The following is a 21,568-nucleotide window of genomic DNA, read 5'->3' as shown; positions in this document are numbered from 1 at the left end:
CTCCGGTTTCTCACACAGCCGCCGCCCCGCCTTCGTGCGGCAGCCGGATCGCCTTGACTTCGAGGAACTCTTCGAAGCCGTACATGCCGAACTCCCGCCCGATGCCGGACTGCTTGTAACCCCCAAACGGCGCCAGCATGTCCATCCCTCCGCCATTGACGGTGACCATGCCGGCTTCGAGGCGTCCCGCGATGCGGACTGCCTCGTCGAGGTCGGCGCCATACACCGCGGCGTGGAGGCCGTACTCCGTATCGTTGGCGATCTCGATCGCCTCATCGACATCGTTGTAGGTCTGAATTGACAGCACCGGACCGAAGATCTCTTCGCGTCCGATCGTCATCTCGGTCGTGACCCCGGAGAACACGGTCGGCTGCACGTAGTACCCGTTTGCGTTCTCAGCAGGCACGTGGGCGTCCTCGAGACCTCCGGCGACCAGACGCGCGCCCTCGCTGATCCCCTTCTCAATGTACGCGCGCACCCGTTCCTGCTGTGCACGGGAGGCGAGCGGTCCGACCTCCACGGAGGAATCCGTAGAGGGACCGACCTTCACCTCGGCCATCATCGCACCGGCGATGCGCTCGACCTCGGCCAGATCCGATTCTGGAACGATCATGCGAGTGAGGCCATCGCAGCGCTGCCCGTTGTTGAGAAGGAGGTCCTTCACGCCGAAGCGGACGGCCTCCTCGAGCGGGGCATCCGGAAGGATGACGAGGGGGCTCTTGCCGCCGAGCTCGAGCGCGACCTTCGCGACCTTCTGCGCGGCCAACTCGCCGATGCGCCGGCCAGCCCGGGTCGAGCCGGTGAAGGTCAGCATCCGTACGTCAGGGTGCTCGACGATCGCCTCGCCGACGGTGGGCCCGTTCCCGAAGACGATGTTGATCACGCCGGCCGGCAGACCAGCCGCTTCGATCGCCTCTCCGAATACCGCAGCGGTCAGCGGTGCGACCTCGCTCGGCTTGACGACGACCGTGTTGCCCGCGGCGATCGCGAAGGCAGCCTTGACCGTGACGAGATGCAAGGGGAAGTTCCACGCGGTGATCGCACCGATCACCCCGAACGGCTCCCGAGCGACGTGATTCTCGCCGGCGCGCTCAGTGAACGAGTACTCCTCGAGGATGTCGGCGGCGGTGTTGAAGCTCATGACCGGGGTTATCGTCTGGGACCCGTAGGAGATCTCCTGATTGGCTCCGACTTCGCGCATGATGAGCTCGGAGAGTTCGTCATGTCGCGCCTCGATCTCTCTTGCGACGGCGCGCAGGTGGGAAGCGCGCTCGGCCGGGGTCAGAGCCCACCAAGCGGGCTGCGCCCGGTGCGCCGACTCCACAGCCGCGTGGACGTCCTCGCGCGCGCTCAGCGGAGCCGACCCGATCACCTCGCCCGTGTTGGAGTCGAAGACATCGGCGGTCTCGGAGGTCGTGGGGCTCATCCACGACCCGTGAATGAAGTTCTGGGTCACGTCGCGGCGGGTGAATCGGCTCATCTTGCGTCTCTTCCTTCGTGGGAGGTGGCGGAGATCGTCGAAGCAGAAACGAACTCCGGGAGGTCGAATGCGGTCAGCGGTGGCAGCTCGGCGTCGTAGCGCTCGACGTCGACCAGGCAGGTGTGCGCGGAAGGCCCCTGAGCCAGGCGGGATGTGCCGATGTCGAGTGTGAGCACGTTGGGGTTGCCGTGCTTGTCAAGTGGCTGCGGCTCGGACGGGTCCACTGGGTCGTACCACGCGCCTGTCGGGAGGGTGACGACCCGGGGCTGCAGCGAGTCATCGATCGACGCCGACGCCAGAGTGGCGCCCCGATCATTGAACAGGCGTACAATGTCGCCGTCGGCGATGTGGCGCTGAGCCGCGTCCTGAGCGGTGATGCGCATGACGGCGCGCCCGTCGCGCTTGTGGCGACTGCTCTCGGAGCCGTGATCCAGCTGACTGTGAAGCTTGCCGTCGGGCTGAGGCGATACGAGGTGCAGGGGGAAGCGCTCGGCAAGGGGCGAGCCGAGCCATTCGGCAGGCTCTATCCACCTCGCCCAGCCGGGGCAATCGTCGTATCCGAAACCGGCGACAGTCGCGGAGTACAGTTCGAGCCGCCCGGACGGCGTCTTGAGCGGATGAGCGGTCGGATCGGTACGGAGATCGCCGAAGGCGGACGGCACACGACGTGGCATGTCCAAAGCTATGCTGCCCCGCTCGCGGAACTCCTCTAACGGTGGCAGCACGAACCCCAGCCCGGCTGCCTTCTCCCGTGACCGTGACCAGAGCTCAGCCACCCATTCGTCTGCATTCCTGCCTTCGGTGAACTCGGCACCGCACCCGAGCCGCTCCGCGACAGCGGCGAAGACCTCGTAATCAGTCACGACTCCTGCCGGGGGCTCTGCGACTCGATCCATCCATCCGAGCCAGCGGTCGCCCATGCCGATCGCGAAGTCGGTGCGCTCCAGTGACGTCGCGACGGGCATGACGATGTCGGCGTGCTTGGCGTGAGCGTTCCAGAACGGTTCGTGCACGATGATCGTGTCGGGGCGTCCCCATGCCTGGCGCATGCGATTGAGATCCTGATGGTGATGGAACGGGTTCCCGCCGATCCAGTACACGAGGCGGATGTCCGGATAGATCGAGCGTTTGCCGTCGTAGTCGAACGGCGCACCGGGGTTGAGGAGCAGATCGCTGATCCGCGCGACAGGGATATACGTCGAGACGCGGTTGCGCCCCTGAGGCAGCGCGGCAGCCGGCGAGAGCCGGTCGTTGACGTGCGCATTGTGCATCGAGGAGTAGCCGCTGCCGAAGCCGCCACCCGGCCTTCCCATCGATCCGCTCATGGCTGCCAAGGTGATCGCAGCCCAGTACGCCTGCTCACCGTGGTGCTGCCGCTGCAGCGACCAGGTGACGGTGACCAGAGTGCGTCGGCTGCAGATGCGCTCGGCGAGTTCGAGAATGCGCGCGACGGGCACACCGGTGATCTCACTCCCCCACGCGGCGTCCTTCACGACGCCGTCGTCCTCACCGCGCAGTTCACGCTGGACGACGTCCCAACCGACGCAGCACCGCTCCAGGAAGTCCACGTCCGCCTGGCCTCGCTGAAGGATCGTATGGGCGAGTGCGAGCATGAGCGCGACGTCGGTGTTGGGGCGTACAGCGATCCAGTCCGCGTCCAGCTCGGCGTCGGTATCGCCGCGGACAGGCGTCACGATGGTGAATCGCACGCCGGCGCGTGCAGCGTCGATCTGGTTGAGAACGTTGACGTGCGAGCCGACGCCGCCGGGATTGATCTGAGCGCTCCGACGCGGCAGACCGCCGAAAGCGATAAGCTCCTCGGTGTGCTCGGCGATCTCCGACCACGCGGGGACGCTGCGCAGGAACCATTCGCGGTCGCCGACGAGATGCGGCAGCACGACCTCATCGGCGGCGTGCGAGTAGGTGTTGAAGGACCGGGTGTAGCCGCCGGCTGCGTTGAGGAAGCGATGTACCTGCGACTGCGCGTGGTGGAAGCGGCCGGCGCTGCCCCATCCATACGATCCGCCGAATATCGCTTCATTGCCGTGGTCACGGCGCACTCGGTCGATCTCGTCAGCGATCAGCGCCACGGCCTTCTCATGGGACACCTCGACGAACTCGTCGCTGCCGCGTCCGTCCCGGCGACCCTCCAGCCAGCCTCTGCGCATCGCCGGCCGGAGTATGCGAGATCGGTGGCGGAGCGCGCCGCGATAGTTCTGCCCGATCGGAGACGGGTCGCGATCCTCTGGTACCGGGCGCACTTCAGTCACCTCGTCGTCGGTCGACGAGACGAGGTAGCTCCCCCAGTGGCTGGCGGTGCGTCCGGTACGCGTGCTCATGAGATTTCGGTCTCCCTCATCCCGTCCACCCGACGCGGCAGGTTCAGCGGATTCGCATCCTGCAGAGCCTCCGGCAGCAACGCGTCAGGGAAGGACTGGAACGCCATCGGCCGCAGGAAACGGCGAATCGCCGCGGCGCCGACCGACGTGTGCAGGCTGCTCGACGAAGCCGGGTAGGGTCCACCGTGCTGCTGGGCCCAGTTGACCGCGACGCCGGTGGAGACGTCCCCGAAGATCACCCGTCCCGCACCCCCGTCGGCAACCTCCAGCATCGCCTGAACGAAGGCTGCTTCGGTCTCCTCGGCGAATACGGAGATCGTCAGAGATGCCGGCAGGGCGCGGATCGCCGCGGAAAGAGCGTCGGCCGACGAGAAGCGTACGACGAGCGCCGCCGGCCCGAAGCACTCCTCGGTCAGCGCAGGATTCCCGAGCAGATCGTCGACGGAGACGGAGTTCAACGCAGCGGACGCGAACGAGCCCGCCCCGCTTCGCGGCTCCACGAGGGTGGTCACACCACCGACAGAGGCGACCGCCTGCACGCGGCTGACGAAAGAGTCGCGGATCGCGGCGCTGAGCAGGAAGACCCCCTCCGGCTCTGCCAGCTGCTCGGACAGCTGTGACAGCAGGCCGTCGCCCTCCTCACCATCAGGGATGAACACCAGTCCCGGCTTGGTACAGAACTGGCCCCCTCCCAGCAGCACCGAACTCGCGATACGTCCCGCCAGCTCCGCGCCCCGGTACGCCGCACCAGGGGAGACGACGAGGGGGTTCAGCGAACCCATCTCGGCGTAGACCGGGATCGGCTGGTCGCGTCCGGCAGCGATGTCCATCAGCAGCCGTCCCGCGCCTTGACTGCCGGTGAATCCGACGGCCTGAACCAGCGGATCTGCGACGATCGCCGTGCCCGCCTCGCGGCCGAACACCACGGAGACGGCATCCGGCGAGACACCTGCCTCGGAGCAGGCTACGCGTAGCAGCTCCACAACCGCGGCGTCCAGCGCCGGATGCGCTCCGTGTGCTTTGACGATCACGGCACAGCCCGCCGCGAGGGCGGAGGCGGTGTCTCCGCCCGCCGCGGAGAATGCGAACGGGAAGTTGGATGCCCCGAAAACCGCAACCGGCCCTAGACCGACCAGCATCCTCCGCAGATCCGGGGAGCCGTCGGCAGCGTGGTCGATCGTCACCTCCGCGAATGCGCCGTCGCGAAGAACCGCAGCGAACAGCCGCAGCTGGTTCGTGGTACGAGTGAGCTCGCCGTCGAGGCGAATCTGCCCGAGCGCGGACTCCCGGTCGGCCAAGTCGACGAGATGAGAGCGCTCGTGCTCGAGGCGGTCGGCCAGACCATCGAGCAGGGCACCCCGCTCAGCGGGAGTCATAGCTCGGAGCTCCCGCGATGCCTCGACAGCACGCGCTGAGATCCGCGCTGTCTCCTCGACAGCGGTCGCTTCAGCGACGGTCTCGACGACCGATCCTGTGCGGGGGTCGACCGATGTCACGCCGCCCATGCTGGCTTCTCCTTCTTCATGTGTTCGAGGATCTTCACGGCGCACCGCAGTGCGACGGCGCCGATCGTGCTGGTCGGGTTGACAGCTCCGCCCGTCGGCAGGGATGAGCCGTCGCAGATGTACAGGCCGGGGGCGTCCCAAGCGCGGTGCTCCCCATCGGTGACAGAGGTCGACGGATCATCGCCCATACGCGCCGTGCCCATCAGATGCCAGGCCGGCGGCATGTAGTGTCCGGACGGGCTGAAGAAGCGATTGACGGTGACCTCGTGAGCTCCGGCCGCTTTCGCGATCTCGACGGCCTTGTCGCACGCATACTCGAGCAGGCGATCGTCGTTGTCGTCGAGCCGGTAGTGCACGAACGGCGCCGGGACCCCATCCGAGTCGATGAGCTCCGGATCGAGGGTCACCCGGTTGGTGCTGATCGGCAGGTCCTCGGTCTGCACGAGGATGGCGAATCCGCGGTTGAGGTGCGCCATCATCCATTCGTGATGCCCGACGCCCCAGGGGGCGACGTTGCCCGAATGCGAGCCGTTCGCCTGGTAACCCGGCCCGTTCATCCCCGACGACAGCAGCGTGAATCCGTTGACGAACCCGCGCTGCGGGTCGGTCTCAGCGAATTCCGCCGTGTATGCGGCCGCGCAGATGACGCCCTTGTGCGGGTCGAGGATCTCGGGGGTCCATGCCTCCACGATCGCGAGGCCATGGAACATGAGATTGCGCCCCACCTGATCGGAGCTATTCGCGAGGCCCTCGGGGTGGGAATCGGATGCCGAGGCCAGCAGCAGCCGCGGAGTGCCGATGCCGTTACCGCAGACCACGGTGCGTTCTGCAGGCTGGAAGAAGCGCTTGCCCGTGTTCGCGTCGACGAACAGCGCGCCGGTCACTCGACCTTGGCTGTCGCTCTCGATGCGCACCACGCGCGCACCGGTTCGCAGTTGTGCGCCGGCGGCGAGAGCGCGCGGCCAGTACGTGTTGTGCGATCCTGCCAACGCGTCGATGGAGCATCCGCTCTGACAGTCGCCGCAGTAGTTGCATGCCGCACGCCCGCGGTATTCGCGAGAGTTCACCGCCATCGGGAACGGCCACCAGTGCCAGCCGAGCTTCTCGCATGCTTTGCCGAACGCCGAGCCGCGCTTGCCGATCGGCAGCGGTGGATTCGGGTAGGGGTCGTGGGCGGGAAACGCCGGATCGCCGTCAAGGCCGGAAACACCCATGGAGCGGTCGCTCTCGGCATAGAACGGCGACAGATCGTCGTAGGAGTACGGCCAGTCTTCGCTGCGCCCATGCTCCTTGCCCTTGACGAAATCCGTGGGCCGGAAGCGCGGCCAGGCCGCCGTGTAGATCGCAGTGGAACCGCCCACTTCATTGAACATGAGCGGTTGCACAGCATCCGTGCCGATGGGGTAGTCCTCACCCCACGCCCGGACGTTCGGTGACGTGCTCCAGCGGAACTGACGTTCGAGCTCGTAGTAGCGATCGGCGTGCGGGCGCGACCCGCCAGGCACCCACCGCCCCTGCTCGAGACAGAGCACGTCGACGCCCGCCTCGGCCAAAGTGCAGGTGATCGCGCCCCCGGCCATTCCCGCACCGATGACGAGCACGGCGACAGGAGGGAGTTCGATCGGCGATGCCTCGGTCATGATGCCCTCCTCAGAACCGTGCCGACGCGGTCGGCGGGGATCCACACCAGTCGCCTGGTGTCGACGCCCGCCACATCCTTCGCCGTGAGCGGATCCATGCGATAACCGCGCGGCTGCGGGGCCTCGTTGAAGTCGTAGCCGAGCGCACGCAGCACACCCACCACGCGCGGCTGAGCGTAATAGCCGTAGTAGACGCAGCGACGCAGCAACTCGAACAGCACCGGCTCGCGCTCAGCGAACTCCGACATGAGGGCAACGCGCTCGGCGACGGTGCCGGAGGTGAACCATCCCGCTGCTACGAGAGTTGTGACGGCGGCGCGCAGCGCTTTGGTCTCCCGCTCCCGCAGACGACCCAGCAGGTCGGCTCCCAGCATGAGTTCCGAGGGAGCAGGCCACTCCTCCGAACCGGGAATCAGAACATCGGCGAGCGCATCGAGCGATGATGCCAGGTCGTCAGTTCTCACCGGCCGGCTCCAGAATCTCGTACGGGCTCTCGGTGGGCCAGGTGGGCAGGAGCGGCACGAGCATGATGCCGCCGACGACGGCAAGGCGCATGGTGGTCTCGCCCGTGTTGAAGACACGATGGTCGACATTGACTCGGTTCAGCACGGCGTCGCCGATGTCGAGAGAGAAGGTCTCACCCTCCTGCTCGACGTAGCCGGTGCCCTCGATGACGTAGTAGACCTCTTCGCACTTGTGGCGGTGGAGAGGGGAATGGTGGCCGGGGTCGATCTCGACGATCCCGAGGCAGAGCGTTGCCGCGTCGAAGCCCATCTCCGGGTAGATCAGCTTCTTGTCGCGCACGCCGGTGCGGCCCACCTCCATGGGTGCACCCGAGCCGAAGTCGGCGGGGCTGATCACGATCCGCTCACCGGCACGGTTGTGGGTAGCGGTGGTGGTTGCGTCAGTCATGAGTTCTCCTTGTTCGATGTTTCCTGCTGTGAGTAAGTGATGATCCAGTCGACGGCCGCATCGAGGTGGTCGCGCATGGCCGCTGTCGCTGCGGGCTCATCGCCGCTGCGGACCGCTTCGAGGATGCGCCGATGGTCGTCCATGGCTCGCTGTCGCTGTCCGGGAACCGCCAGCGACAGCCGGCGCTCCACACCGCCCATGTCCTGTAGCTGATCGATGAGCTGCGTGATCGCCGGGTTCTCGATGCAGTAGCCGAGCAGCCGGTGGAACTCCGCGTCGGCCGCCACGACCTGAGCCTGCTGGCCCGTCCCGTCGCGGTCCATCTCGAGCACGGCCGCCTCCAACGCCAAAAGGTGGTTGTCGTCACGGCGCAGGGCCGCGAGGCCAGCAATGCCCGGTTCGACAGCTCGGCGCAGTTCGAACAGCTCGAGGATGTGCAGGTCGCTCGCGATCCACGAGGAGATGGGCTCCTCCGCCACCGGTTCCGGCAGGCGGGCGTACGTCCCAGACCCCGGCCGAGTCTCAACGTATCCCGTCGATTGAAGCACCCGCAGCGACTCGCGTAGAGAGATGCGGCTGATCCCGAGCTGCTGACAGAGATCCCGTTCCGCAGGAAGACGCGCACCGACGGGGATCTCCCCGCTCTCGATCAGATTGCGGATCTGCTCCACGGCCGCCGTCCATAGCGGCTTCGGCGACAGGGGCTGGTATGGGCTCTTGCTTCTGCTCATAGCACCCGATGCTCCTCGATGATGTGCGGATCCGGGGCCGGGGAAAGGCCTGCTCCCGAATAGGGTCGCGTGACCCCGTGCTCCAAAGACAGCGGTTCCGACAGCAATTCAGTGCGGATCGGCCACGGACTGACGTCGCGCAGAATCGGCCGAGGCTCCCCGACGACCGCGCACAGCGTTGCCATCGCCGCGAAACCGATGTCGGAGGCGTAATGGTGAGGGCTGTATCCCAGGTCGTTGGCCCGCGCCGTGCGGGCCCCTGCGATCCCGGCGCCCAACCCGCCTACGCGGGCGAGGTCGGGCATCACCACCTCCACCAGGCGACTCTCGGCCAACGACACAAGCTCAGCCTCGCTGTAGCAGTTCTCTCCCGCTGCAAGCGGCATTTTCGCGATATCGCGAAGCAGGCGAAGACCCTCACGGTCATCGCGGGAAAGAGGCTCCTCGAGCCAGCCCAGCCCGAAGTCGTTCAGTCGTGGGATCATCTCCGCCGCCTGCGAGCGCCCCCATCCCATGTTCACGTCGACGTACAGTCGATCGCCGGCGACGGCGGACACAGCCTCGACCAGTGCCACGTCGGCGTCCGGTTCGAACCCCACTCGGATCTTGACTGCGGCGTAACCTTCCCCGAGGAGCATGGAAGTGATCTCAGCGACCTCGGTGGGTGAGCCGCCGAATCCGACAGCGTAGAGCGGAATCTCGATGTCCGCACCCCCGAGGATCTCCCACACGGGACGATCCTGGACACGTCCCCACGCGTCCCACAGCGCCATCTCGATCGCGCCGATCGCGGCGCTGATGCCCGTGGGCGACCAGAGAAGCCGAAGACGGTCGGTGCTTCGGGTCATCTCGGAGACGATCCGAGCGATGTCACCACTGCTCTCCAGCCGGCGGCCGGTGGCGAGCGCGGCGATCCCGCGCACCGTGGCCGCCCGCTCCTCCAGCGACCATAGGGGGAAGGTGACGCTCGTCTCCCCCCACCCCTCGGTTCCGTCTGAGAGCACCACCCGCACCAGTCCGACATTGCGCTCCTCGGCCGAGCCCCACGAGAAGACCGCCGGCGATGGCAGCGGCGTGCGCAGCCCGACGAATTCGATGTCCTGAACCTGCATGTTCGTACCGCCTTACTTGATCGCCCCGCTGGTGAGACCACCGACGAGGTAGCGCTGCATGAAGACGGCCGCGATGTACACCGGAATGATGGCGGCCATGGACGCCGATGCCATCTGACCGAACTGCACGCCGCGATCGCCCTGGAACAGTGAGATCGCAACCGGAAGGGTCTGCGCATCGTTCTTCTGAAGCACGGTGAGCGCGAAAAGCAGTTCGTTGTAGTTCAGGATCAGGATGATGATCCCGGTGGCGATGAGCCCGGGCACCAGGAGCGGGACGACCACGCTGGACATGGTGCGCATCGGTCCGGCGCCGTCGATCTGCGCCGCCTCCTCGAGCTCCGCCGGTATCCGCTCCACGAACGGTTCGAGAAGTGCCGCGGCGACGGCGACGTTGACGAGGCCGTAGATGAGCGCGAGCCCGTAGGGGCTGTTGATCAACCCCATCCCCCGAAGCAGGAAGAACAGGGGCACGACCGCGACCACAGGCGGCGCGACGAAGCTCGCCAGGACGTATAGGGGCAGGAAACCGCCGCCGGTGCGGAACCGTGCCATCGCAAAGGCGACGAAGGTGGCGATGACGAGCGAGAGAACGCAGCCGAGCACCGCGGCGACGACGGAGTTGAGCACGTACAGCAGGATCGGCATGCGATCCCACATCGCCGTCCAGTTCCGCAGGGTGAGCTCGGTCGGGAAGACCTGACCCGTCGCGATCTGCGCCTGCGGAGTGAAGGACAAGGTGAACAGATACACGATGGGCACCAGAGTGCCCAGCAGCACCATGATCCACAGCACGCCCCGGCCCGCCTTGGCGTACGCCTTTCGGGAGCCGTGACCGGCCTCTCGTCGGCGAGGCAGTCTGCCACGACCCGTCGTGATGAGCGCCGTCGTCGGGGTGTCGGTCGTGCGCGGAGCGGTCGACCGCAGCGTGCTGCTGCTCATTGTTCCCACCTCGTCCGTTTGCGAATGATCGTCACGGGGATCGTGACGATGGTTACGACGATCACGAACAGCAGTGTCTGCGCCGCGGCGTAGCCGACGTTGAACTCGCGGAGAGCTGTCCGGAAGATCAGAAACCCGGAGAGCATCGATGAATCCGCCGGTCCGCCCGAGGTGAGCACGTAGACGAGATCGAAGATCTTGAAGGAGATGATCAGCTTGATCAAGAGCACTGACATCAGCGCCGGCATGATCATCGGGAACGTGATGTGGCAGAAGCCGCGCCACGGCCCCGCGCCGTCGATCTGCGCTGCCTCGTAGACGGATTCAGGCAGAGCGAGCAACCCGGCGTAGATGATCAGCGCGACGAACGGCGTCCATTGCCATGAGTCCGCGATCGCCACCATCACGATCGCCCAGAACGGCGAACCGAGCAGCGAGATGGGCTCTTGCACGATCCCCAGCTGCAGCAGGATCGAGTTGAGAAGGCCTCCGTTGGGTGCGAGCACCAGCTTCCAGACCACAGCCGCCATGACCGGCGGCGTGAGCAGCGGTAGCAGGATCAGGGTGCGGATCACGTTCTGCCCGCGAGTCAGCTGTCGCATCAGCAACGCGATTCCCAGCCCCAGCGCCACCTGGACCAATGCGGTCACGATCGCGAACACGGTCGTGCGGATCAGGCCGCCGGTGAAGGCGCCGTCCGCCATCGCGGTCGTGAAGTTCTCGCCACCCACGAAGTCCTGGAATGGTTTGCCGAGGGTCGACCGCGACACGCTCGACGCAAGCAGATACACCAGGGGGTACACCGTGACGATGAGCCCCGCGATGAGCGCCGGCGTCGAGAACAGCCACCCGACGCGACGGTTCGCTCTGCTCACCCCCTGGGAGGTCGTGTCAGTCAAGGACCGACTCCCACTCACTCTGCACCTGCTTCATCGTCTTCGCGGGGTCGCCGTCGGAAGAGATCATCGTCGCCAGAGCGTCGGTGAGCGACTGGAACAGCTCGGGTGCCTGCTTGATGGTCGGCCAGGTCAGGACGCCGTTGAGCGATGCGGATGCAGCCTCCTGCACCTGCGGGTTGAACTCTTTGTACTCGTCGGAGGACAGCGTCGACAGTCGGTTGGCATCGATACCCGTGCCGTAGGTGGTGATGAGGCTGAGGTTGGTCTCGGCGCTCGTCGCGAACAGGATGAACTCGCGTGCGAGTTCGGCATTCTTTGCCGACGACGAGAGCGTCAAGGTGAACCCTGCGTCGAGAGCCGCGAGACTCTTCTCGGCGCCGCCGCCGACAGGCAGCTGCATGACGCCCCACTTGTCGATGATCTGCGACTGCGACTCGTCCTGGGCGAAAGTGCCCAAGTCGGTCCAGAACTCCATGAACGCGACCTTGCCCGACAGGAATGCCTGAAGCGCCTGATCGAAGCCGGTCTCCAGCGGGGTGGGCATCGCGTGCTCGGAGACGTCCTTCAAGGCCTCTGCCGCACCGATCGCCGCTTCGGTGTCGAGGGTGGGCTTCCCGTCTTCATCGAGGAACGAGCCTCCGAAGCCGGCGAGCCGGTTCGCGTACGTCGACATCAGAATGATCGGAGTCTGCTGACCCATCACTGCGGCTCCGTAGACGCCGTCACCCTTCTCGGCGGCGGTGATCTTCTGCACGGCGTCGGCGTACTCATCCCACGTAGTCGGCGGGGTGACGCCATTCCGCTCGAGGATCTCCTTGTTGTAGAAAAGGACCTCGGTGTCGCCGTCGAAGGGCACTCCGTAGCGTTTGCCGTCCACGAGCGAGTAAGCATCGAGGATCGAGGGGATGAAGTCATCCACTCCTGCCTCTTCGATCAGGTCGTCGACGGGGACGATGACATCGCCATCGGCGAGCGCGCCGATCTCGGTGTACCACGAGTCGAAGACGTCGAATTCGGCTGCGCCGGATTGGACGTCCAGCGTCGCCTTCTGCTGCAGCTCGTCGTACGGGACCAGGGTGACGTTCACCGTCACTCCGGGGTTGGCCGCCTCAAACTTGTCCTTGAGGATCTCGGACGCGCCGGCATGGGTCTGCGGGAACAGCACATTCAGTTCGCCCCCGGAGTCGCCGTCTGCCGTCGAATCCCCCGATGAGCACGCCGCGGTGCCCGCAGCGGTGATACCCAGGACGAGGGCGAAGCCGAGCCCCCGCATGACCGTGCGCTTGTGCATCTGAATCTCCCTTGATTCGCTGGAACCGGTGCTCTAATTGGCAAACTGGTCTGTCCAATTGACAATATAGGGAGGACGACACGCTGGCGTCAACCCCTCGCCGGCGATAACCGGAGGCGGAGATGACGAGATCGTCCAGAGGACCACCAGCAATTGCTCCCGGCAACAGGGGGCGAAACCCTCGCGGCTCAGCGAGGACGGACCCGCAAACCGCTACGGCGCGATCAGGCGCAGGGAGGTGTCGACGAGCGCGTTGATTCGATCCTCATCGATTGCGCGTCCGATCACCTTCCTGCTCTCAAACGACGGCGTGAACATCAACAGTGCGATCCTCGCCTCGGACGGCGGCTGGTCGGTGAAGGCCCCCCTACGCGATGGAAGCCTGTGCCCGCGACGTCAACCTTCGCACCGTCGCGGGCCCTTCCCGTCCCCGCTCACTAGACTCGTCCGGATGCTCGAGACCCCGCCGGCCGCCGATCCCTTCGTCCGCGTCCGCGGCGCCCACGAGAACAACCTCCGCAGCGTCGACGTCGACATGCCGCGCGACCGCATCGTCGCCTTCACCGGCGTCTCGGGCTCGGGCAAGTCGTCGCTCGCGTTCGGCACCATCTTCACCGAGGCGCAGCGCCGCTACCTCGAATCCGTCGCACCGTACGCCCGGCGACTGATCCAGCAGGGGCACGACCCGCACGTCGACTCGATCACCGGACTGCCGCCGGCCGTGGCACTGCAGCAGCGGCGCGGGGCGCCGAGCTCGCGCTCCAGCGTCGGCACGGTCACCACGCTGTCGAACTCGCTGCGCATGCTGTTCTCGCGCGCCGGCACCTACCCCGACGGCGTCGCCGAGCGCCTCGACTCCGACGCTTTCTCACCCAACACGGCCGCCGGCGCCTGCCCGCGCTGCCACGGCGTGGGCGTCGTGCACGACGTCACCGAAGACTCGCTCGTGCCCGACCCCTCACTCAGCATCCGCGACGGCGCGATCGCCGCCTGGCCGGGCGCGTGGCAGGGCAAGAACCTGCGCGACATCGCCATCACCCTCGGCTACGACGTCGACCGGCCCTGGCGCGACCTGCCGCAGACCGACCGAGACTGGCTGCTGTTCACCGACGAGCAACCGGTCGTGCAGATCATGCCGCAGCGCGACCGCATCGAGAAGCCCTACAACGGCCGGTTCTGGAGCGCCAAGAAGTACGTCTTCCACACCCTCGCCGACTCGCCGAGCGCGATGATGCGCGCGAAGGTGCTGCGCTTCATGCGCACCGGCCCGTGCTCGCTCTGCCACGGCACCGGGCTGCGCCGCGAAGCCCTCGCGGTCACGTTCGCGGGGCGCTCGATCGCCGAGCTGAACGCCCTGCCGATGTCCGAGCTCGCCGAGGTGCTGCGCCCCACCACCCAGATCACCGACCCGGGCCCCGCACTGCCCACCGCGGCCAGCGGCGAGCGCACCGAGGTGGCCGTCGCGATCGCCGTCGACCTGCGTGCGCGCATCGACGTGCTCTGCGACCTCGGCCTCGGCTACCTCGGCCTCGGCCGGGTCACCACCACACTCTCCCCCGGCGAGATGCAGCGCCTGCGCCTGGCCACCCAGCTGCGCTCGGGACTGTTCGGCGTCGTCTACGTGCTCGACGAGCCCTCGGCAGGGCTGCATCCGGCTGACGCGGAGCCGCTTCTCGAGATGCTCGAGCAGCTCAAGCGCTCGGGCAACTCGGTGTTCGTCGTCGAGCACAACATGGACGTCGTCCGCCACGCCGACTGGATCGTCGACGTCGGCCCCGCCGCCGGCGAGGGCGGCGGTGAGGTGCTCTACAGCGGTCCCGTCGCCGGTCTCAATAAGGTGGATGCCAGCCTCACCCGCCCCTTTCTCTTCGCCTCCGCACAGGGCGAGCGCGACACCGCACGCGAGCGCCGCGAAGCGGCCGGGTGGTTGCGCGTCGACGGCATCCGCCTGCACAACCTCGACGACGTCGACGTCGCGATCCCGCTGCAGACCCTCGTCGCCGTGACCGGTGTCTCGGGATCAGGCAAGTCGACGCTCGTCAGCCGGGTGCTGCACGAGGTGGTGCGCGATCACCTGCATCCGGATGCCGATGCCGCCGACCCCGTGGAAGGCGAGACCGACTCAGAGGAGCCGGGGATCGCGGAGGCGACCGCACCGTCCGACATCGACGCGCTCACCGTGCGGTCGACCGAGGGACTGGAGCTCGTCGACCGTCTCGTGCGCGTCGACCAGAAGCCGATCGGCCGCACGCCGCGCTCGAACCTCGCCACCTACACCGGGCTGTTCGACGCGGTGCGCACGACGTTCGCGCGCACCGACCTCGCCCGCGAGCGCGGGTACACCGCCGGGCGCTTCTCGTTCAACATGCCGGGCGGGCGCTGCGAGACCTGCCAGGGCGAGGGCTTCGTCGCCGTCGAGCTGCTGTTCCTGCCCGGCAGCTACGGACGCTGCCCCACCTGCCACGGCGCCCGATACAACGACGATACGCTCGAGGTGCGCTGGCACGGGCACTCCATCGCCGATGTGCTTGCGCTCACCGTCACGCAGGCGTCCGAGGTGCTCGCCGAGATCCCCGCGGCCGCGCGCAGCCTGCGGGCGCTGCTCGACGTCGGGCTCGGATATCTGCGCCTCGGTCAGCCGGCCACCGAGCTGTCGGGCGGAGAGGCGCAGCGCATCAAGCTCGCCACCGAGCTGCAGCGGGTGCGCCGCGGGCACACCCTGTACCTGCTCGACGAGCCGACGACCGGACTGCACCCCGCCGACGTGCGCCTGCTGCTCGCGCAGCTGCACGCCCTCGTCGACGCCGGCGACACGGTGGTCGTCGTCGAGCACGACATGGACGTCGCCGCCGACGCCGACTGGGTGATCGACCTCGGCCCGTCCGGCGGCGACGCGGGCGGCCGCATCGTCGCGACCGGAACACCGGATGCCGTCGCCGTAGCATCCGGCAGCCGCACGGCGCCGTACCTGGCGGCCGCGCTCGCGCGCTGAGCCCGGGCGCCCGGCCGGGCGCCCGCGTCGCCCGGGTCCCCGCATCCCGCCGAGAAACCACTTCCGGCACGGGAAACCAGTGCACGCGTGGTTTCTCGCGCCGAACGTGGTTTGTCAGGTCGGTCGCGGGTCGGCATCCGGTGGCAGGATGCCGGTATGACCGCATCCCGCACCGTCGTCATCCACGTCACCACCGACCCCGCCGACGTCGCCCGCTCCATCAACTCGGCACGCATCCTGCACAAGGATCGACCCGAGCACCGCATCCGGATCATCGTGAACGGGCCGGCGATCACCGGCGTGACGCGCGACGCCGACCCGCTCGCGATCGACAAGCTGCCCGAGGGCGCGGCGATCGAGGCGTGTGAGGGCGGGATGCGGGCGCACGAGATCACCGAAGGCGACCTGCAGCCCGGCATCCGCACCGTCGCCGCCGCGATCGTCGCGCTCACCGACGCGCAGTTCGAGGGCGCGGCGTACATCCGGCTCTGACCGGACGGCGTAACCCAGCTCGCGCAGCACCACAACCCCCTCGATTCCCCGACCCGACGCAGGCATCGTGAGACCTCACGCCATCCGCGACCGGCGGACGGCAGGAAGGGGCAGGCGATGACCGACACCACCGATGACCGCAAGAAGGTCGGCGAGCTGATCAAGGACTTCCGCTTCGCGATGTTCACCACCCGCAAGAGCGACGGCAAGCTCGTCGCACGGCCGTTCACGGTGCAGGAGGCCGAGTTCGACGGCGACCTGTGGTTCCTGATCTCGAAGAGCTCGTCCCCGGCGGCAGAGCTCGCTGCCGATGCCGACGTGAACGTCTCGATGAGCTCCAACGATGCGTGGGTCTCGCTCTCCGGCACGGCATGGCTGGTCGACGACCGCAGCAAGATCGACGAGCTGTGGAATCCGGTCGTGGAGGCGTGGTTCCCCGACGGACCCGACGACCCCGATGTGGGTCTCGTGCGCTTCACGGCGGAATCCGCGGAGTACTGGGACACCCCCGGCGGCCGCATCGCGACGGTGTTCAGCTTCGTGAAGTCGAAGATCACCGGTGAGCAGTACGACGGCGGCGAGAGCGGCAAGGTCGATCTCTGACCTCGGTCCAACATCGGCTCTTGCCGGTGTCGGTGGGCTGGACTAGTGTTCGATCACCGACACCGGCAAAGGAGCCGACCATGAGCGACAGCACTTCCTCCTCTTCTTCTTCTTCGTCCGATCTGTTCGGCTCGAGCAGCGGTCCTGAGGGCCGCTCGATCGGCGACTGGACCGACCTCGGCCGCGAGATGTGGTCGTTCCTCACCGGTCGGGGCGCAGTGGTCAACTACGCCTTCGACGACATGACCGTGGAGGTGCCGCGCGACATCGGGCCCGACGCGCCGCGCGCGACGTGGAAGATCAACGGCACGCTGCGCGTGACCACGAGCGACAACACCCTCACCTCCGAGGCGGGCGCGTACACCGACCGGGACTCCACCCCCTCCGCGGGGTGAGCGCGACGGCCGTGGAGCACGGGCCATGATCACCGTCGACGCCGACCTCACGGTCGCCCTGCTCGGAACCGACACCGAAGCGCCCTTCTCGATGAAGATCACCGGGAGCGGCCGGCACGTGAACGTGTTCATCAGTGACCCCGAGCGTCTTCCCAGCGTGCATCGTGCTCAGCTGCATGAGTTCGACGCCCTCGCCAGACAGATCGCCGCACAGGGATTGACCGTGCGGATCGAGGGCCCGCAGGGGCCGCTGGTCGAGGTGGGCGACGTGCGCCGCAGCATGCTCGCGAGGCTGGTCACCGGATCTTCGCACCTTCGTCTGGGTTCGCTGAGCGCGCTGAACAGCATGCGCCGCATCCAGTCCACCCGCGCCCTGCCGCCGATCCCCGGCGTCGCCCCGGCCATGTTGCCGCTGGCGCCCACCTTCCAGCGCAACCGCGCGCGCCGGATCACCACCACGCACTACGCGTGGGGCGCCGGGCATCCGCGGCTGATCTTCACGGTCGATGCGGAGCAGTGGGACGGCATCGCTCCGAAGGTGTTCGACCTCACGGCCGACCAGGTCACCATCGGCTCCTCGCCGACGTGCGACCTGGTGCTGCCCGACCTGGAATCGGTGCACGCCGAGATCCGTCACGAGAAGGGCGACGAGTACGTGCTCTACGCCAAGGGCGTCGTCGGCGGCGGCGCGTACCGCGAACGCATCGGCGATGAGGAGGAAGGGCGCATCCTGCGCACCGGCGCCCTGATCACGATGGGCAGCTGGCGGCTGGCGTTCTTCCGTGAGGAGTACGCCGATCACGGCCGCCCGTACGGCGGACGCCAGGGCGGCGAGTACTCATATCAGCGCCCGCAGCCACCGCGCGAGCAGCTCATGCGCGAGCACGGATCGACGGCGGGCCGGGGCGTGCGCACCGAGCCCGGCGCCGATCCCGAGCAGGCCGACGGCGGAGGCGTCGCAGCCGTCGAGTGAGCGTGGAGCGAGCCGTCGAGTGACCATCTGCCACGGCAGAGGGGAGTGGTGAGGCGCGCCGGTAGACTGGACGCGCCCCGCCTCCCTCTTCTTCTGGAGCCCGCGTGACCACTCCTGCCTCTCGTCAGCATGTTCCCGACTCGGTCGAGAACGCCATCGCGACTCCTGAGAAGGAGCAGCCCTACGGCGCGCTCGGGCTCAAGCCCGAGGAATACGAGCAGATCAAGACGATCCTCGGGCGCCGCCCCACCTCGGGTGAGCTGGCGATGTACTCGGTGATGTGGTCGGAGCACTGCTCGTACAAGTCGTCGAAGAACTACCTGCGCCGCTTCGGGCAGAAGGTGTCCGACGAGATGCGCGAGCGTCTCATGGTCGGCATGGGCCAGAACGCCGGCGTCGTCGACGTGGGCGAGGGCTGGGCGGTCACCTTCAAGGCCGAGTCGCACAACCACCCCAGCTTCATCGAGCCGTTCCAGGGCGCCGCGACCGGCGTCGGCGGCATCGTGCGCGACATCATCTCGATGGGCGCCCGCCCGGTCGCGGTGATGGATGCCCTGCGCTTCGGCGCCATCGACCACCCCGACACCCCGCGCGTGGTGCACGGCGTCACCAGCGGCATCAGCTTCTACGGCAACTGCCTCGGCCTGCCGAACATCGGCGGCGAGACGGTCTTCGACGCCGTCTACCAGGCCAACCCGCTCGTGAACGCGCTCGCGGTGGGCGTGCTGCGCCATGAGGACCTCAAGCTCGCCAACGCCACCGGCGTCGGGAACAAGGTCGTGCTGTTCGGCGCCCGCACGGGCGGCGACGGCATCGGCGGCGCGTCGATCCTGGCATCCGATTCCTTCGATGCTGCTGGCCCGACCAAGCGCCCCGCCGTGCAGGTCGGCGACCCGTTCGCCGAGAAGGTGCTCATCGAGTGCTGCCTCGAGCTGTACCAGCGTGAGCTCGTCGAGGCCATTCAGGACCTCGGCGCCGCGGGCATCTCGTGCGCGACCAGCGAGCTCGCCGCGAACGGAAACAGCGGCATGCACGTCTCGCTCGACAACGTGCTGCTGCGCGACCCGTCGCTCACCGCCGAAGAGATCCTGATGAGCGAGTCGCAGGAGCGCATGATGGCGATCGTGGCGCCCGAGAAGCTCGACGCGTTCCTCGAGGTGGTCGGCAAGTGGGAGGTCGAGACCAGCGTGCTGGGCGAGGTCACCGGCGACGGCCGCCTCGTCATCGACTGGCAGGGCGAGCGCATCGTCGACGTCGACCCGTCGACCGTCGCCGTCGACGGCCCGGTCTACGACCGTCCGGTCGCATATCCGACGTGGATCGACGCGCTGCAGGCGGATGTCGCCGAGGCCCTGCCCCGCACCGACGACCCGGCCGTGCTGCGCACCCAGTTCCTGCAGCTGCTCGGCTCGCCGAACCTCGCCGACACCAGCTGGATCACCAACCAGTACGACTACTACGTGGGCGGCAACACCGCGCTCGCCTTCCCCAACGACGCCGGCATGGTGCGCGTCGACGAGGAGTCCGGCCTCGGCTTCGCCGTCTCTACCGACGCGAACGGGCGCTACTGCCAGCTCGACCCGTATGCGGGTGCACAGCTCGCCCTCGCCGAGGCGTACCGCAACGTGGCCGTCACCGGCGCCACCCCGACGGCGATCACCGACTGCCTGAACTTCGGCTCGCCTGAGAACCCCGAGGTGATGTGGCAGTTCGGGCAGACCGTGGATGGTCTGGCCGACGGATGCTACGAGCTGGGTACCCCGGTCACCGGCGGCAACGTGTCGTTCTACAACCAGACCGGTGACGTGCCGATCCACCCCACCCCGCTGGTCGGCGTGCTCGGCATCATCGACGACGTCTCGCGTCGCATCCCCTCGGGCTGGCAGGACGCCGGCGAGAACATCTACCTGCTGGGCGTGACCGCGACCGAGCTGTCGGGCTCGGCTTGGGCCGACGTCGTGCACGACCACCTCGGCGGGCTGCCGCCGAAGGTCGACCTCGCGGCAGAGAAGCGCCTGTCCGGTCTGCTGGGCGCGGCGCGCGAGGAGTGGCTGATCTCGTCGGCCCACGACCTGTCGGAGGGCGGGCTCGGCCAGGCCCTCGCCGAAGGCGTCATGCGCTTCGGCGTCGGCGCGCGCGTGTGGCTCACCGAGCTGATGGAGCGCGACGGGGTGGATGCCGCCACCGCGCTCTTCTCGGAGTCGACCGGCCGCGTGATCGTAACCGTGCCCCGCGAGGACGACGTGAAGTTCCGCGGGCTGTGCGAGGGACGCGACTATCCGGTGCTGCGCATCGGCGTGACCGACACCGAGCCGGCACTCGAGGTGCAGGACGTGTTCACGGTCACGGTCGACGAGCTGCGCGAGACCTCGCGCGGCACGCTGCCGGCGGTGTTCGGACCCACCGTGGCCGAGCCCGTCGCATGAGCGGCGCGTCCACTGACGAGGACTACGGCGATCTCGGCGAGCGGCGCAACCGCCGCATCCGCTTCGTCGCCTGGGTCACGATCGCCGCGCTCATCATCGGCGGCGGCGGGGTGACCGCGCTGACTCTGCTGTTCGGCTGACGCAGCAGGCGGCCGAGACGTACCATGTCCCCATGGGAACCCTGGAGTACAACAGCTCGCGCCCTCCGATCGAGATCGACGACGAGACTCTTGCGCATCTGAAGGTCGTGATCGCCACCAAGCTGCGGCGCCAGGAGAGCTTCCTGATGACCTGGCCGGCTCAGAAGAATCCCGCGGGCCGCATGACTGCATGGATGCATCCTGCCATCCCGCTGATCATCGAGCTCGACGCGGATGTCACACCGCCGGTGGACTCGAAGCGGCTGACGGCGATGATGGACAAGTTGAACGCCCGCGGGGAGCTCATCCTCGATCAGCTCGACGACTGAGGGTCTCTCCGGGCGGGTGCGTGTCAAGGCTCTCGACGCGTGCGGGCAGGAGCAGGATGCTGGCACGTACTCAACCGAAGGAGTCAGCATGAGCGACAGCACGCCCGACCGCGAGACCGACGAGCAGAAGCTGCTCTCCAACGGCATGGACGACGGCACCGGCGACCCCAACGACGACCGCACCTACCTCATGGACACGCCGCCGGCGCACGTCGACGACGAGGCCGTACGCGAGCACAGCGCCGAAGGCACCGACGAGCGCAACGCCGGGGAGTAGCATCCGGGGGCTGCGCGACGGTGTTCGCGCGCCCGCACCGCATCACGTTCGCGGGTCCCGTCTGGTCGGCTCAGAGTATTGGAGACGACC

General features: G+C 67.6%; 20 protein-coding genes. 9 read left to right on the top strand and 11 right to left on the bottom strand.

The features are described 5' to 3' along the window. Positions 1-10: 10 nt before the first annotated feature. The 11 genes from WFG93_RS03055 to WFG93_RS03005 all read right to left on the bottom strand — a co-directional run bounded on the left by WFG93_RS03055 (position 11) and on the right by WFG93_RS03005 (position 12,851). Positions 11-1,480 carry an aldehyde dehydrogenase family protein gene (locus tag WFG93_RS03055; RefSeq protein ID WP_336644841.1) on the bottom strand — a complete coding sequence of 490 codons (1,470 nt, stop codon included), beginning with the start codon at positions 1,478-1,480 and terminating at the stop codon, positions 11-13. Then, complete coding sequence (locus WFG93_RS03050) at positions 1,477-3,819, bottom strand: molybdopterin-dependent oxidoreductase (RefSeq protein WP_336644840.1); 2,343 nt, start codon at positions 3,817-3,819, stop codon at positions 1,477-1,479. The genes WFG93_RS03055 and WFG93_RS03050 overlap by 4 nt, the downstream gene beginning before the upstream one ends. Beyond that, on the bottom strand, positions 3,816-5,324 hold the full coding sequence (locus WFG93_RS03045; protein ID WP_336644839.1) for an aldehyde dehydrogenase (NADP(+)): 1,509 nt from the start codon (positions 5,322-5,324) through the stop codon (positions 3,816-3,818). Before WFG93_RS03045 ends, WFG93_RS03050 begins: the two co-directional genes overlap by 4 nt. After that, positions 5,312-6,964, bottom strand: coding sequence for a GMC family oxidoreductase (locus WFG93_RS03040; protein WP_336644838.1), 1,653 nt, complete (start codon positions 6,962-6,964; stop codon positions 5,312-5,314). The genes WFG93_RS03045 and WFG93_RS03040 overlap by 13 nt, the downstream gene beginning before the upstream one ends. Further along, entirely contained in the window at positions 6,961-7,428 is a 468-nt protein-coding gene (locus tag WFG93_RS03035) for a hypothetical protein (RefSeq protein WP_336644837.1), read from the bottom strand. The genes WFG93_RS03040 and WFG93_RS03035 overlap by 4 nt, the downstream gene beginning before the upstream one ends. Then, positions 7,418-7,876: a cupin domain-containing protein gene (locus tag WFG93_RS03030; RefSeq protein WP_336644836.1), complete on the bottom strand. Its 459-nt coding sequence runs from the start codon at positions 7,874-7,876 to the stop codon at positions 7,418-7,420. Before WFG93_RS03030 ends, WFG93_RS03035 begins: the two co-directional genes overlap by 11 nt. Beyond that, positions 7,873-8,607: a FadR/GntR family transcriptional regulator gene (locus WFG93_RS03025; RefSeq protein ID WP_336644835.1), complete on the bottom strand. Its 735-nt coding sequence runs from the start codon at positions 8,605-8,607 to the stop codon at positions 7,873-7,875. The genes WFG93_RS03030 and WFG93_RS03025 overlap by 4 nt, the downstream gene beginning before the upstream one ends. Then, a complete protein-coding gene (locus tag WFG93_RS03020) occupies positions 8,604-9,719 on the bottom strand; it encodes a mandelate racemase/muconate lactonizing enzyme family protein (protein ID WP_336644834.1) in 1,116 nt (371 codons plus the stop codon). The genes WFG93_RS03025 and WFG93_RS03020 overlap by 4 nt, the downstream gene beginning before the upstream one ends. 12 nt (positions 9,720-9,731) lie before the next feature. Next, positions 9,732-10,661 carry a carbohydrate ABC transporter permease gene (locus tag WFG93_RS03015; protein WP_336644833.1) on the bottom strand — a complete coding sequence of 310 codons (930 nt, stop codon included), beginning with the start codon at positions 10,659-10,661 and terminating at the stop codon, positions 9,732-9,734. After that, positions 10,658-11,365 (bottom strand): carbohydrate ABC transporter permease, encoded by a 708-nt coding sequence (locus tag WFG93_RS03010; protein ID WP_336644832.1) that lies wholly within the window; start codon positions 11,363-11,365, stop codon positions 10,658-10,660. The genes WFG93_RS03015 and WFG93_RS03010 overlap by 4 nt, the downstream gene beginning before the upstream one ends. A 187-nt stretch (positions 11,366-11,552) precedes the next feature. Further along, positions 11,553-12,851 (bottom strand): ABC transporter substrate-binding protein, encoded by a 1,299-nt coding sequence (locus WFG93_RS03005; protein WP_336644831.1) that lies wholly within the window; start codon positions 12,849-12,851, stop codon positions 11,553-11,555. A gap of 451 nt (positions 12,852-13,302) precedes the next feature. Here WFG93_RS03005 and WFG93_RS03000 point away from each other — a divergent pair, with 451 nt between their 5' ends. The 9 genes from WFG93_RS03000 (at position 13,303) to WFG93_RS02960 (ending at position 21,478) form a co-directional block, all read left to right on the top strand. Continuing rightward, complete coding sequence (locus tag WFG93_RS03000) at positions 13,303-15,843, top strand: excinuclease ABC subunit UvrA (RefSeq protein ID WP_336644830.1); 2,541 nt, start codon at positions 13,303-13,305, stop codon at positions 15,841-15,843. Between the two features lie 156 nt (positions 15,844-15,999). Continuing rightward, positions 16,000-16,335, top strand: a complete 336-nt coding sequence (locus WFG93_RS02995; protein WP_336644829.1) for a DsrE family protein — start codon at positions 16,000-16,002, stop codon at positions 16,333-16,335. A 117-nt stretch (positions 16,336-16,452) separates the two neighbouring features. Further along, positions 16,453-16,938: a pyridoxamine 5'-phosphate oxidase family protein gene (locus WFG93_RS02990; protein ID WP_336644828.1), complete on the top strand. Its 486-nt coding sequence runs from the start codon at positions 16,453-16,455 to the stop codon at positions 16,936-16,938. 80 nt (positions 16,939-17,018) lie between these two features. Next, entirely contained in the window at positions 17,019-17,333 is a 315-nt protein-coding gene (locus WFG93_RS02985) for a hypothetical protein (RefSeq protein ID WP_336644827.1), read from the top strand. Between the two features lie 25 nt (positions 17,334-17,358). Continuing rightward, complete coding sequence (locus tag WFG93_RS02980) at positions 17,359-18,306, top strand: FHA domain-containing protein (RefSeq protein WP_336644826.1); 948 nt, start codon at positions 17,359-17,361, stop codon at positions 18,304-18,306. Positions 18,307-18,410: 104 nt separating this feature from the next. Beyond that, a complete protein-coding gene (purL, locus tag WFG93_RS02975) occupies positions 18,411-20,732 on the top strand; it encodes a phosphoribosylformylglycinamidine synthase subunit PurL (RefSeq protein WP_336644825.1) in 2,322 nt (773 codons plus the stop codon). Beyond that, complete coding sequence (locus tag WFG93_RS02970) at positions 20,729-20,872, top strand: hypothetical protein (protein WP_336644824.1); 144 nt, start codon at positions 20,729-20,731, stop codon at positions 20,870-20,872. Before purL ends, WFG93_RS02970 begins: the two co-directional genes overlap by 4 nt. Positions 20,873-20,904: 32 nt before the next feature. Further along, a complete protein-coding gene (locus WFG93_RS02965) occupies positions 20,905-21,201 on the top strand; it encodes a DUF7882 family protein (RefSeq protein WP_336644823.1) in 297 nt (98 codons plus the stop codon). Between the two features lie 88 nt (positions 21,202-21,289). Next, on the top strand, positions 21,290-21,478 hold the full coding sequence (locus tag WFG93_RS02960; protein ID WP_336644822.1) for a hypothetical protein: 189 nt from the start codon (positions 21,290-21,292) through the stop codon (positions 21,476-21,478). Positions 21,479-21,568 lie beyond the last annotated feature (90 nt).

The sequence above is a fragment of the Microbacterium sp. USHLN186 genome, from assembly GCF_037145155.1.
In the GTDB taxonomy this organism is placed as follows: domain Bacteria; phylum Actinomycetota; class Actinomycetes; order Actinomycetales; family Microbacteriaceae; genus Microbacterium.
Note: the sequence above shows the minus strand (reverse complement) of the source record. Positions and strands in the feature narration are given on the sequence as shown.